This window comes from Streptomyces sp. CNP082 (assembly GCF_059570535.1).
In genome coordinates this window covers 103,370-116,738 of sequence record NZ_JCANSZ010000003.1, presented here as the reverse complement: position 1 = coordinate 116,738, position 13,369 = coordinate 103,370, and the positions used below count along the sequence as shown (strand labels likewise).

At 74.5% G+C, this 13,369-nt stretch carries 10 protein-coding genes; 4 read left to right on the top strand and 6 right to left on the bottom strand.

Going from position 1 to position 13,369, the window contains the following annotated elements:
• Position 1 precedes the first annotated feature (1 nt).
• Both B124_RS03450 and B124_RS03445 read right to left on the bottom strand, forming a co-directional pair.
• Positions 2-1,714, bottom strand: a complete 1,713-nt coding sequence (locus B124_RS03450) for an RNA polymerase sigma factor (RefSeq protein WP_496501116.1) — start codon at positions 1,712-1,714, stop codon at positions 2-4.
• Positions 1,715-1,757: 43 nt separating this feature from the next.
• A complete protein-coding gene (locus B124_RS03445) occupies positions 1,758-3,011 on the bottom strand; it encodes an alginate lyase family protein (protein WP_496501115.1) in 1,254 nt (417 codons plus the stop codon).
• A gap of 419 nt (positions 3,012-3,430) precedes the next feature.
• On the opposite strand from B124_RS03445, the gene rlmN reads away from it, so the two are divergent.
• The 4 genes from rlmN (at position 3,431) to B124_RS03425 (ending at position 8,510) form a co-directional block, all read left to right on the top strand.
• A complete protein-coding gene (gene rlmN, locus B124_RS03440; protein ID WP_496501114.1) occupies positions 3,431-4,549 on the top strand; it encodes a dual-specificity RNA methyltransferase RlmN in 1,119 nt (372 codons plus the stop codon).
• A 162-nt stretch (positions 4,550-4,711) separates the two neighbouring features.
• Positions 4,712-5,764: a thiamine ABC transporter substrate-binding protein gene (locus B124_RS03435; RefSeq protein WP_496501113.1), complete on the top strand. Its 1,053-nt coding sequence runs from the start codon at positions 4,712-4,714 to the stop codon at positions 5,762-5,764.
• Between the two features lie 101 nt (positions 5,765-5,865).
• Positions 5,866-7,470, top strand: coding sequence for an ABC transporter permease (locus B124_RS03430; RefSeq protein ID WP_496501279.1), 1,605 nt, complete (start codon positions 5,866-5,868; stop codon positions 7,468-7,470).
• Positions 7,470-8,510 carry an ABC transporter ATP-binding protein gene (locus tag B124_RS03425; RefSeq protein ID WP_496501112.1) on the top strand — a complete coding sequence of 347 codons (1,041 nt, stop codon included), beginning with the start codon at positions 7,470-7,472 and terminating at the stop codon, positions 8,508-8,510. Before B124_RS03430 ends, B124_RS03425 begins: the two co-directional genes overlap by 1 nt.
• Before the next feature lie 191 nt (positions 8,511-8,701).
• Here the strand turns inward: B124_RS03425 and B124_RS03420 are convergent, their stop codons facing one another.
• The 4 genes from B124_RS03420 to B124_RS03405 form a co-directional block, all read right to left on the bottom strand.
• The gene (locus B124_RS03420; protein WP_496501111.1) at positions 8,702-9,805 is read right to left on the bottom strand and encodes an LOG family protein; all 1,104 of its coding nucleotides are present in this window, start codon (positions 9,803-9,805) and stop codon (positions 8,702-8,704) included.
• 9 nt (positions 9,806-9,814) lie between these two features.
• Positions 9,815-10,981, bottom strand: a complete 1,167-nt coding sequence (locus B124_RS03415) for a serine hydrolase domain-containing protein (protein ID WP_496501110.1) — start codon at positions 10,979-10,981, stop codon at positions 9,815-9,817.
• 152 nt (positions 10,982-11,133) lie between these two features.
• Entirely contained in the window at positions 11,134-12,381 is a 1,248-nt protein-coding gene (locus B124_RS03410) for a hypothetical protein (RefSeq protein WP_496501109.1), read from the bottom strand.
• Positions 12,363-13,211 carry an ABC transporter ATP-binding protein gene (locus B124_RS03405; protein WP_496501108.1) on the bottom strand — a complete coding sequence of 283 codons (849 nt, stop codon included), beginning with the start codon at positions 13,209-13,211 and terminating at the stop codon, positions 12,363-12,365. Before B124_RS03405 ends, B124_RS03410 begins: the two co-directional genes overlap by 19 nt.
• Positions 13,212-13,369: the final 158 nt, after the last annotated feature.

Here is a 13,369-nt window from a genome sequence, read left to right as displayed (position 1 = left end):
GCTACCCGACGCGGGAGTGCTGCGGGACGGCGGCCGGGTCGGCGGGGCGGGCGCGGGTGAGGTACTGCGGCACGGGGGTGCGGTTGTCGCCGGTGTCGCGGACGAGGCCGTAGCGGACGATGCCCGTCGCCGGGTCCGGCGCGGTGTGCAGGTCGCGAACGATGGAGTCGCGGTCCGTCGGCTGGACGAAAACGTTGTAGTCTTCGCCGTTCTCGTTCTGGTGGAGGGTGACCTCGCCGTCGAGCCAGAAGAACTCGCTCTGCCACATCTGCTGGGTGCCCTCCGGGAGCACCGTGCTGCCGATCTCGGGTGACTCCATCCAGGTCTCGCCGGCTCCGCCAGGCACGGCGTCGTCCATGCGCCGGCCGCCGCCCGAGGCCACGTGGAAGAGCCTGCCCTCCAGGCCGATCCAGGTGGGCATGGTCAGGTGGCCGCCGGGTTCGGCAGTCACGATCTGCCAGCGGACCAGAAGGTAGCCCGTGCCGCGCAGGGTCGCGCTCTCCCCGCGGTGGGTGAGGGTGAAGTCAGGTGCGACGGTGCTGCTCACGTCCCGCTCCGGCCGGCGGGGCAGCGGGCCGGGCGGCTGGCCGGGGTCGGGTGGGGCGTCGATGGCGTCCACCACGCTGCCGTAGCGGGCGGCGGGAGTGGCCGTCGGGGTCGTGGTGCCCGGCGGGGCGGACGGCGAGGCGGACGGCGGTGCGCTCGTCGGCGGCGGGCCGGAGGGCCGGGACGTGGACGGGGCCGGGGCCGAGTGGGCGGTGGCCCGGGGCGGGGGGTCCGCGGGCCGCTCGTAGACGTACAGCGCCGCGCCGCCCGCGGCGAGCGTCGCCCCGGCCGTGACCGCCGCCACAGGCTTGCCGAGTGCCGCGAGCGCCTTGGCCGACCAGCCGACACCCGCCGCGGCGGCCGTGGTCTTGCCGCCCAGCGCCAGGGATATCGCGAACCCCGCCGGGAGCGGCACCAGGGCCAGGCCCACCAGCAGCCGCTCCGCCGGCACGATCTCCTCGCGCGGTGCGGCACACCGGGCACAGCCGCGGATGTGCCGGGCCAGCCGCTTGCGCCAGACGGAGCCGGGCCGTCCGTCCCAGCCATCGAGCAGGGCACGCAGGCCGTCGCAGTCGGCGCGGCGCGGATCGTTCGCCTCGGCCAGCACGCGGACGATGCCGCGCACCGTCTCCAGCCGCTCCTTCATCCGCTGGACGCGCACGGCGGCGTGCGCCCGGCTGACGCCGAGAGCCGCCGCCAGGTCGCGGCGGCTCAGCTCGCCGGCCACCTCCAGCCACCACAAGGAGAGCAGCTGCCGGTCCTCGTCATCCAGCCAGCGCGCCGCCTCGGCGACCTCCCGCCGCTGGCCCTGCAACTGCAGCTGCAGCACGGTGGCCTCGGCGAAGTCGACGGCCTCGGCCGGGAGGGCAGCCGTCGCGCGGGCCGCGCCGGCCTGCCGCTCCCGGCGCCGTGCCCGGTCCCGTATCTGATGCATCGCGATCGCGACCAGCCAGGAGCGGAAGCTGTCCGGGTCGCGCAGTGCGGGGAGCTGCTCGACGGCGCGGAGCATCGTCTCCTGGACCACGTCGTCGACGTCGGCATGGCCGCCCAGCGCCCGCCCGACGATGTTGTAGACCAGCGGCAGCCAGCCGGCCACCAGCCGCTCCATCGCCTCCCGGTCCCCGGCCTGTGCGGCCGTGATCACCGCGCGCCACTCACGGGCCTCCACCGTCACTCCTCGCGTTGCCGGACCCGCCGCAGCCGCGGCGAGGTTACTGAACGTAGAGCAGGGTGCCGAAACCCAGCTCGTCGAAGCCGCCGCTGTTGCCGCCGTAGTCGCCGCCGCCGCCCTCGGGGGAGTTGGCGCGGACCATCTCCAGCATGTTCGGGCAGTCTTGGTCCAGCCGGACCCCGTAGTGGTGGAAGACCCGCTCCCAGACCGGGCGCCCCTGGCCGCGGCCCCCTTCGCCGGGGACGGTCTGGTTCACGTTGTCGCAGTTGTTGTAGGTGGTGTACGGCACGTCGTCGTGGCCGAGGTTGTACCGGGCCACGTACTCACACGCCTTGCGGAACCTGTGATCGTCCGCGGCGTAGAGGTCGACCCCCTGGCTGAGGGCCATCTCGCACAGGGTGCCCATCAGGCCGATGCCCATCATGCTGTGGGCCTGGTCGCGGCCGGACTCCTGCCACTGGGCCAGGGCGTGGCCGTCGACGGAGTCGTAGACGAAGGGGATCGCGTTCGCGAGCGCGCCGTTGCCCGCGCCGTTGTGGAAGTAGTCCACCGCCTCGTCGAACTGAGCCTGGTCGTCGCGCAGGATCCCGATGGCCATGATCGATGCCATGTTGCACAGGTCCCAGTTGGCCCAGTAGTGGCCGTCGCAGGTGCCGTTGTGCCGAACCAGGAAGTCGCTGTTCAGCGGGTAGAAGACGGCGGTCATCAACTCCTGGAACCGGGCCAGGTCGAAGCCCTCGTAGTCGCGGATGATCTCGCCGGCGTTGGCGAACTGGTACCCGTAGATGCCGGACGCGAGACGGGACTCGGAGTAGGTGGGATCGAGGGACGTCAGCGTCTCCGACCAGGCGTTGCAGATGTCCCGCGCCGTGTCGGCGTGGGCGGTGTCACCGGTGATCTTCCAGCGCAGCGCATTCTGGTACGCGGCGTGGACGTCGTTATAGAGGATCCAGTAGTTCTCGCCCTCTCCCCCGCCGCGGATGATCGTCTCCTGCGGATTGGGCACCCAGCCCGACGCGGAATGGGAGTTGGCGGTGAGCCGGTTCCAGCCGGAGAGCCACGGCTCGTCGCCCGCGGCGACCTTCTGCGCCATCCGGTCGAACGCCTCCTGGGTGTGCAGCGCCCCGGGGTGGGTGAAGGCGGGGGCCCCGGCCACCCCGGCCTCGGTCGTGGCGCCGGCGGAGCCGCCGCTCCAGGCCGTGGCCGCGCCGCCCACGGCCCCGGCCGCAGCAACCCCTCCGGCGATCTGCAGGGCGCTGCGGCGGCTTATGCGGTGTGCGTTGCGGTGACCCATGTACGGCTCCTGTGTGTGGGGGGGGAGCGCGCCCAGCGGCGCACCCGTTACAGGTGACGCAGGAGCAGGCCGGCGATAACACTTTTCCACGCCTGCCGGTCCGCGGACGGAGCCGTCCGCCGACGACGGCCGGTTACGCCCGGCTGTCTGATGCCCGGCGTGCCGTCAGGACAACGCCGCAGCCGTCGGCAACATCGCAGGTCACGACGGCCAAGACTGTTCCGGCGCCTGGTCGCGCAGCTCGCGGGCCACGTCCAGGAAGGCGCGGGTCGTCGGCCCCGGGGCGTGGCGGTGCCACAGCGGCGAGGCTGCCAGTCACCTGGCCACCGACCTGCCCGGCCTGCTCTTCCTGGCCTGCAAGGGCTATGCGAGCCCGCGGGCGCAGGTCAGGGAGATTCATCTGCGACACTGGTACGGCTATGCCCAAGCCAGGAGAGCTCACCTTCGCCGTCCCCCGTGGTGCCAAGAAGCCGCCGCGGCACCTCGCCGACCTCACCCCCGCCGAGCGCCGCGAGGCCGTGGCGGAGCTGGGCGAGAAACCGTTCCGTGCCGCGCAGCTGTCGCGGCACTACTTCGCGCGCTACGCCACCGACCCGGCCGCCTGGACCGACGTGCCCGCCGGGTCCCGGGCGAAGCTCGCCGAAGGGCTGCTGCCCGAGCTGATGACCGTCGTACGGCATCTGAGCTGCGACGGCGACACCACCCGCAAGACCCTGTGGCGGCTCTTCGACGGCACGATGGTCGAGTCGGTGCTCATGCGCTACCCGGACCGGGTCACCATGTGCATCTCCTCCCAGGCCGGCTGCGGCATGAACTGCCCGTTCTGCGCCACCGGCCAGGCCGGGCTCACCCGCAACCTGTCCACCGCCGAGATCGTCCACCAGATCGTCGACGGCATGCGCGCCCTGCGCGACGGCGAGGTCCCCGGAGGGCCGGCCCGGCTGTCCAACATCGTCTTCATGGGCATGGGCGAGCCGCTGGCGAACTACAACCGGGTCCTGGCCGCCGTACGCCGCCTCACCGACCCCGAGCCCGACGGCCTCGGGCTCTCCCAGCGCGGCATCACCGTCTCCACCGTCGGCCTCGTGCCCGCCATGCACCGCTTCGCCGACGAGGGCCTGAAGTGCCGCCTCGCCGTCTCCCTGCACGCGCCCGACGACGAGCTGCGCGACACCCTCGTGCCCGTCAACAACCGCTGGAAGGTCCGCGAGGTCCTCGACGCCGCCTGGGAGTACGCGGCACGCTCCGGCCGCCGCGTCTCCATCGAGTACGCGCTGATCAGGGACATCAACGACCAGGCATGGCGCGCCGACCTCCTCGGCCGCCTCCTCAAGGGCCGCCGCGCACACGTCAACCTCATCCCGCTCAACCCCACCCCCGGCTCGAAGTGGACCGCCTCCCGGCCCGAGGACGAGCGGGCGTTCGTCGCCGCCCTGGAGGCCCACGGGGTGCCCGTGACCGTCCGCGACACCCGCGGCCAGGAGATCGAGGGGGCCTGCGGCCAGCTCGCCGCCGCCACGGCCGCCACACCCGCCTGATATCGTTCATTTGTACACACCGACAGGGGAGCGCTCGCAGCGCTGAGAGTGCGGCACCGTCCAGGCCGCAGACCCTCGAACCTCGCCCAGGTCATTCTGGGTAGGAAGTTCGGTCGACACTCTGCTGCTGCCCGGGCTGCCCGCGTGCCACGAAAGCAGCCCATGAAGCGCATCGTCACCACCGCCCTGGCCGCGTCCCTCGCCCTGGGCCTGGCCGCCTGCGGCTCTGACTCCGGCGACGGATCCGGCTCAGACGGCAAGAGCGTCACCCTCGTCACCCACGACTCCTTCGCCGTCTCCGACGGCGTGCTGAAGGCGTTCGAGAAGCAGTCCGGGTACAAGGTCGACATCCTCAAAGGCAAGGACGCCGGCTCCGCCGTCAACCAGGCGGTGCTGTCCAAGGACAACCCGCAGGGCGACGTCTTCTTCGGCATCGACAACACCCTGCTCTCCCGCGGCCTCGACAACGGGATCTTCACCCCGTACGAGGCGAAGGGGCTGGCCCGTATCCCCAAGGAACTCCAGCTCGACGCGGGCGAGCACCGCGTCACCCCCGTCGACTACGGCGACGTGTGCGTCAACTACGACCGCGCGTACTTCGAGGAGAAGAACCTCGACCCGCCGCAGACCTTCGACGACCTCGCCGACCCCCGCTACAAGGACCTCCTCGTCACCGAGAACGCCGCCACCTCCTCCCCGGGCCTGGCGTTCCTCCTCGCCACCGCCGACGAGTACGGGGACACCGGCTGGGAGGACTACTGGGGCGAGCTGCGCGACAACGGCGTCGAGGTCGTCGACGGCTGGGAGCAGGCGTACTACGAACGCTTCTCCGGCGCCGGCAAGGGCGACAAGCCGCTCGTCGTCTCCTACGCCTCCAGCCCGCCCGTCCTCGACATGGAGTCCATGCCGGAGGAAGCCACCACCGGCGTCGCCACCGGCACCTGCTTCCGCCAGACCGAGTTCGCCGGGCTGCTCGCGAACGCCGGCAACCCCGAGGGCGGCAAGGCCCTCATCGACTTCCTCATCAGCGAACGGTTCCAGAAGGACATGCCGCTGCAGATGTTCGTCCACCCCGCGCGCGAGAACACCGAGCTGCCCGAGGTGTTCACCCGCTACGGCGAGGAGATCGCCGACCCGCACACCCTCGACCCCGCGGCCATCGACGCCAACCGGGAGCAGTGGATCAAGACGTGGACCTCGCTGGTCGTGAGGTAACCCGCGCCGCCGGCCCCGAGCCGGCGGGCGCCGGGAAGCCGGGAACGGGAGCGGGCGCGGGCCGGCGGCGGATACCCGGGGCCGCCGGGCGGCTCGCGCTCATGGCCGTCCCCGCCGCGTTCTTCGCCGTCCTGTTCGCCTACCCCGTCGGCGCCATCGTCGCCCGCGGCCTGCGCGAGGACGGCCGCTGGCAGTTCGGCCGCATCCCCGACGTCCTCGGCGACCCCGGCATCCTCGACGTCCTGTGGTTCACCCTCTGGCAGGCCGCCGCCTCCACCGGGCTGACCCTCCTCCTCGCCCTGCCCGCCGCCTACGTCTTCGCCCGCTTCGACTTCCCCGGCAAACAACTGCTGCGCGCCCTGGCCACCGTGCCGTTCGTGATGCCCACCGTCGTCGTCGGCTCCGCGTTCCTCGCCCTCCTCGGCCGCGGCGGCGTCCTCGACGGCTGGTGGGGCGTGCGGCTGGACACCACCGTGTGGGCGATTCTCCTGGCCCACGTCTTCTTCAACTTCGCCGTCGTCGTACGGACCGTCGGCGGCCTGTGGGCCCAGCTCGACCCCCGCCAGGAAGAAGCCGCCCGCGTCCTCGGCGCCGGGCGCCTCGCCGCCTGGCGGCACGTCACCCTGCCGGCGCTCGGCCCCGCCGTCGCCGCCGCGGCCCTCATGGTCTTCCTCTTCACCTTCACCTCCTTCGGGATCATCCAGATCCTCGGCGGCCCGTACTACGCGACCCTCGAAGTGGAGATCTACCGCCAGACCGCGGACTTCCTCGACCTGCCCACCGCCGCCGTCCTCACCCTCCTCCAGCTCGCCGCCGTCGCCGCGGTCCTCGCCGTGCACGCCTGGACCGTACGGCGCCAGGAGACCGCGCTGCGCCTCGTCGCCCCCGAGACCACCGCCCGCCGCCCCCGCACCCCCGGCGAACGCGCCCTGCTCGGCGGTGTCGTCGCCGTCGTCGCCGTGCTGCTCCTCGCCCCCCTCGCCGTCCTCGTCGAACGCTCCTTCGCCACCCCCGGCGGCCACGGCCTCGGCTTCTACCGCGCGCTGCAGGAGAGCGACGGCACCTTCGCCGTCCCGCCGCTCGAAGCCGTCGGCAACTCCCTCGCCTACGCCGCCGTCGCCACCGTCATCGCCGTCCTCGTCGGCGGCCTCGCCGCCGCCGCCGTCACCCGCCGCGCCGGGCCCCTCGTCCGCGGCTTCGACGCGCTGCTGATGCTGCCGCTGGGCACCTCCGCCGTCACCGTCGGCTTCGGCTTCCTCATCGCCCTTGACAGCCCGCCGCTCGACCTCAGATCGTCCTGGATCCTCGTGCCGCTCGCGCAGGCGCTGGTCGGCGTCCCCTTCGTCGTACGGGCCATGCTGCCCGTGCTGCGCGCCGTCGACGACCGGCTGCGGGAAGCCGCCGCCGTCCTCGGCGCCTCACCGCTGCGGGCCTGGCGGGAGGTCGACCTGCCGCTGGTGTGGCGGGCCGTGCTCATCGCCGCCGGCTTCGCCTTCGCCGTCTCCCTCGGCGAGTTCGGCGCCACCGTCTTCATCGCAGGACCCGACCGGCCGACCCTGCCCGTCGCCGTCGCCCGGCTCCTCGGGCGGGCCGGCGAGACCAACTACGGGCAGGCGATGGCGCTGAGCACCATCCTCATGGCCGTGTGCGCGGCGGCGCTGCTGCTGCTGGAACGCGTCCGCAAGAACCAGGCGGGAGAGTTCTGATGCTCGTACTCGACGATGTCACCTTGCGCTACGGCTCCCGGGTGGCGGTCGATGGCATCGGCCTCGACGTCGCCGACCACGAGATCGTCAGCGTGCTCGGGCCCAGCGGCAGCGGCAAGTCCACGCTGCTGCGGGCCGTGGCCGGGCTCCAGCCGCTGGCCGGCGGGCGGGTGCTGCTCGGCGGGCGGGACCTCGCGGGGGTGCCGGCGCACCGGCGGGGGGTGGGGCTGATGTTCCAGGACCAGCAGTTGTTCCCGCACCGGGACGTGGGCGGGAACGTGGCCTTCGGCCTGCGCATGCACGGGGCCTCGCGGGCGGCGGCCCGGGAACGGGTCGCGTCGCTGCTGGAGCTGGTCGGACTGCCGGGGGCGGAGCGGCGGGCGGTGGGGGCGCTGTCCGGCGGGGAGCAGCAGCGGGTGGCGCTGGCGCGGGCGCTGGCGCCGTCGCCGAAGCTGCTGATGCTCGACGAGCCGCTGGGGCAGTTGGACCGCTCGCTGCGGGAACGGCTGGTGGTGGAGCTGCGGCAGCTCTTCGGGCGGCTGGGGACGACGGTGCTGGCGGTCACGCACGACCAGGGGGAGGCGTTTGCGCTGGCGGACCGGGTGGTGGTGATGCGCGAGGGGCGAGTCGCGCAGACGGGCACGCCGGTGGAGGTGTGGGAGCGGCCGGCGGACGAGTTCGTGGCGCGGTTCCTGGGGTTCGCGAATGTGGTGCGGGGGACGGTGCGGGGGGAGGTGGCGGACACGCCGTGGGGGCGGGTGGGGGTGTCTGGTGCGGTGTCTGGTGCCGGGGCGGGTGCGGCTTCGGGGGAGCGGACGCTGCTGGTGCGTCCGGAGGGGGTGCGGGTGGGGCCCGCGGGGTCGGGGCTGGGCTGTGAGGTGGTGGGGCGGACGTTCCGGGGGGAGCGGGTGCTGCTGGTGCTGCGGCCGGAGAGGGGGCCGGAGCTGGAGGCATCGGTGGTGCCGCGGGAGGCGCCGGGAATCGGGGAGCGGGTGGGGGTGGGGTTCTCGGCGTCGGAGGTGGTGGTGCTGTCGGGGTGAGCGGGGGGCGCTGCGCGGGTGGGGGTTGTTCCCCGACCCCGCCCCTTCCCGAAACTCGGGGGCTCCGCCCCCGAGACCCCCGCGGGGCTGCGTCCCGGACCCCGCGGGGCTGCGTCCCGGACCCCGCGGGGCTGCGTCCCGGACCCGCTCGGCTGCGTCCCGGACCCGCTCGGCAGGCCGCGTGTGGTCGGCTACGCTGCGGCGCCCAGGCGCAGCAGGGCTTCCGGGGCCTCTTCGACCGTGTCGACCAGGGCGATCCGCGGTGCCATCCTGCGGCCCGACGCCAGTGCCGACAGCAACTGCCATGCCGGCAGCCGCTTTGACCAGTGGGTGCGGTCCACCAGGACCATCGGCCGGGGTGTGCCGCGCGACTCGTAGTAGTTGGGCGTCGCCGCGTCGAAGACCTCCTGTACCGTGCCCGCCGCGCCCGGCAGGAACACCACGCCCGCGGTGCTGCGGGCCAGCAGGCCGTCCTCGCGCAGCGCGTTCGCGAAGTACTTCGCGATGTGCCCCGCGAAGGCGTTCGGCGGCTCGTGGCCGTAGAACCAGGTGGGGATGCCGATCGAGTCGCCGCCGCCCGGCCACCGTTCCCGTACCGCGAACGCGGCGCCCGCCCACTCGGCCACGGAAGGGGTGAACGACGGTGCCTTGCCGAGCATCCGCACCGCCTCGTCCAGCGTCGCGTCGTCGAAGTCCGCGCCGTACGCGCCCAGGTTGGCCGCCTCCATCGCGCCGGGGCCGCCGCCCGTGGCCACGTCGAACCCGGCGCGCACCAGCGCCCGGCCCAGCCGGGCCGCGCCCGCGTAGGCCTCGCCGCCGCGCTCCAGCGCGTGCCCGCCCATGACGCCGACGACGGGGCGGCCGGCGCGCAGCCGCTCGTCCAGCGCGTTGGACATCGACTCGTCGTGCATGCCGCGTATCACGGCGGCGAATATGTCGTGCTCGGCGCGGGTGCGCTGGAACCAGGCGTACGAGCGGGCGTCCGGCGTCTGTTCGTACCCCTGCGCCAGGCCCGCGAACAGCTCGTCCGGGGTGTACAGCGCGCCCCGGTACGGATCGAACGGCAGGTCCGGCACGACGGGGAAGACCAGCGCGCCGTGGCGCTGCACCCGGCGCGCCGCCTCCTCGGCCATGGGGCAGCCGAGGAACACCGCGCCGTGCACGTCGGTGGTGAGCAGCAGCCGCGTACGGTCCGTCAGATCGACGGACTGCACGCGGAAACCGCTGATGGAGCCGGAGGCGACGGCGGTGTCGAACTCGGCGAGGGACTCGATCTCGAACGGCGAGTGAGGCATGCGCCCACCCTAGGCGCGTTCGCGCACCCGTTCGGCGATTCCGGTGATCAGCTCCCGGTCCCCGGCGGCGACGTCCCACTTCCCGGCGCGCGCCACGTGGTTGCTGATCCAGAAGACCAGCACGCCGTCGTCCAGGTAGCGGGCGACCCGGCCGCCGGACCAGTCGTTGCCGCCGTCGTGGGTGGCGAGGCGGGAGCCGTCGAGATCGAGGATGCTCCAGCCGTAGCCGTAGAAGGACTCCAGGCCACCGGCCTCGCCCTCGGAGACGTACGGCTTGAAGAGCAGGGACTTGGCGTGGTCGTCGAGGACGCGGTCGCCGAGCAGGGCGCGGTGCCAGCGGAGTATGTCGCGGGCGGTGGAGAGCATGCCGCCGTTGCCGCGGAGGTTCCAGTACGGGCCGTCGTCGGCCCAGGGGTGGTCCAGCGGGGTGCCCTGGGGGCGGCCGTTGCGGTCGTACTCGACGGCGATGCGGCTCGCGTCCCAGTCGGGCAGGACGTAGCCGGTGTCGGTCATGCCCGCGGGGCGGAAGAGCCGGTCGGCCAGGTACGACTCGTAGTCGGTGCCGGACGCCTCCTCCACGACGGCGGCGAGCAGGCTGTAGCCGGTGTTGGAGTAGGCGTAGGTGTCGCCGGGCGGGGACTGGAGGGGGGCGGCGAGGGCGGCGCTGACCAACTCGGAGCGGGAGAGGGGGTCGTAGTCGTCGCCGAGGGCCTCGGGGAGGCCGGCGGTGTGGGTGAGGAGGTGGTGCAGGGTGATGCCGCGCTTGCCTGCGGGGACGCCGTCGAAGTACCGGCCGATGCGGTCGGTGACCCGCAGCCTGCCCTCGGTCTGGAGCTTGACGATGGCGGCGGCGGTGAACTGCTTGGTCATCGACGCGATGTCGTACACGGTGCCGCAGCGGGCGCGGGTGCCGGCCTCGCGGTCCGCGAGCCCGCGGCCGGTGCAGACCACCGGCCTGCCGCCGCGGGCGGCGGCGACGGTGCCGGGGGCGCCCGCGGGCCAGACCTCGTCGAGGTACCTCTCCACGGCGCGCCCCTGCCCATGCGCTCCCGCGGCGGCGCCGTCATCCCGCACGTCCCGGTCCCGGTTCTGGTCCGCGCCGCACGCGGACAGGGCGGCGAGCACCAGGAGTACGGCGAGGGCGCGCCGGGCGGGGGTGCCTGTGTACGTCGTCATGCGGGGAGGCTAGGCAGCGGGACCCCGCCGGGTCGTCACGCGGCCGAGCGAACCGGGGGCGCTCGGCCGGGGGAGGCGCAGTCCCCCGTGCGGGGGAGGGGCGCGCGCCGGGGCCGGGCGGCTCACGCACGTACGGACCGTGCGTACGCGCCTTATTGCAGCGGCAGCGACGCCAGTTCGCCCAGTCCGGCGGCCAGCGGGCCGAAGACCGCCAGGAGCACCGCCGTGCGCAGCAGGGCCGCGCGGCGCAGGAAACGGGGGGAGGCACCGAGGCGGAGGAGGGCCGTCGTGGTGTGGGAGCGGGCGCGCTTGGCCTCCAGCGCCGCCATGCACACCGTCGCCAGCGCGCAGCCCACCACCAGCCCTGCGCCCAGCGACGTCAACGGGCCCAGCGGCCGGGCGTCGTCGCCGTCCGGCCACACCAGCACGCTCAGCACCCCGCCCGTCGCCACCGCGCACAGCGCGCCCACCGGGCGGCCCACGCGCGGGGCCTCCTGCTGGAGCACCCGTCCGGCGAGCAGCCGCAGCGCACCCGGGCGCAGCACGCACAGCAGCCGGCCGCACAGGTGCACGATGCCGGGGCCAGCGAGGATCAGCCCGGCGGCGACCAGCGCCCAGCTCGCGACGACCGCGGGCGCCGCGTCGCCGGAGCCGCCGGGCAGCGGCAGCTTCAGCGCCGCGTCCTCGCCGGCGCCCGCGAAGCCGCCCGCGTACGCGCCGAGGGCCAGGCCCGTCGACGCCAGCGCGGTGCCCCACGGCAGGTCGGCGGGGATCAGCGGGTCGTCCCCCTGGGCGCTGCCCGGCCGCGGGACGTCCACTGCGCCGTCCGCAGGACCGCCCGACGCGTCGGCCGCCTCGCGCCGGGCCCGCAGCCGGGCCGCCGCCGCGGCGGAGCCCTGGGCCGCGGCCCTGCGGTGCCGCCGCGGGCGCAGGCTCGCCGCGCTCGCCGCCGCGGCCAGCGCCGGCACAAAGGCCAGCAGCGTGAGTGTGCCGACGACGGGCAGGGGGCCGCCGGCGCCGAGCGGCCCGGCGGCGGCACCGTCGAACGGCAGCCCCGACAGCTCGCCGCGCAGGTGCAGGAAGAGCAGCAGCGCCAGCAGGCTGCCCAGCAGGCAGGACGCCGCCGTCGTCACCGCGGCGACCACCGGCGCCGCGGCCGGTCCGAAGCCCGCGGAGGACAGCCCCGGCGACGGCTTGGCGTACGGGTCGGTACGGGCCACGGCCACCGCGAAGTGGACGGTGGCGGCCAGCGGCGCCGCGCACCACAGCAGTTGCCCGGGCGAGGCGTGGCCCAGGGCGGTGAGCAGCAGGAAGCCGACGCCGGCCGAGGCGCATGCGACGAGCAGCCGGCGCAGCAGGACCAGCGGGTGGGAGCCGCGGGCTAGGCGGAGACTGAGCACGAGTCCTCCGTGTCCGCCGCCGCCCCTGCCCGCCGTGCGGCGCCCGCTTCCGTCCCCCTGTCCCCGTCCCCGTCCCTGTCCCTGTCCCTGTCCCAGGGCCCCTGGATCTCCGCCGCGGCCGTCCGCGCGCCGCCCGCCGGGCGCCCGTCGACCAGCGGGAACGTCCGGTCCGCCGCCCCGGCGACGGCCGGGTCGTCCTCCGGCCCCGTCAGCACGACGCTGATGCCGTGCGAGCGGGCCGCCGCGACGAGCGTACGCAGCGCCTGCACCCCCTCCGCCCGCCGCAGCGGCGCGGTCGGCTCGTCGGCGAAGACCACGTCGGGCCCGGCGACCAGCGCCCGGGCGATCGCGACGCGCTGGCGCTGCTCCTGCGGCAGCATCCCCGGCCGGCACCGCGCGATGTCGCCGGCGTCCAGCCGCTCAAGCCACTCCACCGCCGCGCGCCGCGCCGCGCGGTGCGTCTCGCCGGCCAGCAGCAGCGGCAGCGCCGCGTTCTCCCAGGCCCTCAGCTCCGGGACCAGCTCGGGGCGGGTGCCGATCCAGCCGAAGCGGTCCCGCCGCAGCCGCTCGCGGGCGCCGGCGGACAGGGTGTGCACGGGGCCGCTGTTGAACCACACCTCGCCCTGCTGCGGCAGCAGTTGCCCGGACAGGCACTTCAGCAGCGTCGTCTTGCCGCTGCCGCGGGGGCCGGTGACGGCGAGGATCTCGCCCTGCGCGACGCCGAGGGAGACGCCGGCGAGCGCCGGGGTGCCGCCGTGGGCGTAGTGCAGGGAACGGGCCCACAGAACGTCGTCGTCGGGCGGGGCGCTCCGAGTCGTCGTCGCGGTCATCGCACACCTCTCTCCCTGGGAACCCGGGTCCCCACGAGGGGAACGAGGACGGAGGGGATCCGGTCACTCGCACCCTAGGAAGGGGCGGCGGGAGGGCAGGCGAGGCGGCGGGCGGCGCGCCGGGCGGTCCGCTCGTACGGGCGGACCGCCCCGCGCGT

Excerpts from the sequence above, each read along its gene's own strand:
- B124_RS03445 (WP_496501115.1), bottom strand. The coding sequence starts at position 3,011 with ATGGGTCACCGCAACGCACACCGCATAAGCCGCCGCAGCGCCCTGCAG.
- rlmN (WP_496501114.1), top strand. The coding sequence starts at position 3,431 with ATGCCCAAGCCAGGAGAGCTCACCTTCGCCGTCCCCCGTGGTGCCAAG.
- B124_RS03435 (WP_496501113.1), top strand. The coding sequence starts at position 4,712 with ATGAAGCGCATCGTCACCACCGCCCTGGCCGCGTCCCTCGCCCTGGGC.
- B124_RS03430 (WP_496501279.1), top strand. The coding sequence starts at position 5,866 with ATGGCCGTCCCCGCCGCGTTCTTCGCCGTCCTGTTCGCCTACCCCGTC.
- B124_RS03425 (WP_496501112.1), top strand. The coding sequence starts at position 7,470 with ATGCTCGTACTCGACGATGTCACCTTGCGCTACGGCTCCCGGGTGGCG.
- B124_RS03420 (WP_496501111.1), bottom strand. The coding sequence starts at position 9,805 with ATGCCTCACTCGCCGTTCGAGATCGAGTCCCTCGCCGAGTTCGACACC.
- B124_RS03415 (WP_496501110.1), bottom strand. The coding sequence starts at position 10,981 with ATGACGACGTACACAGGCACCCCCGCCCGGCGCGCCCTCGCCGTACTC.
- B124_RS03405 (WP_496501108.1), bottom strand. The coding sequence starts at position 13,211 with ATGACCGCGACGACGACTCGGAGCGCCCCGCCCGACGACGACGTTCTG.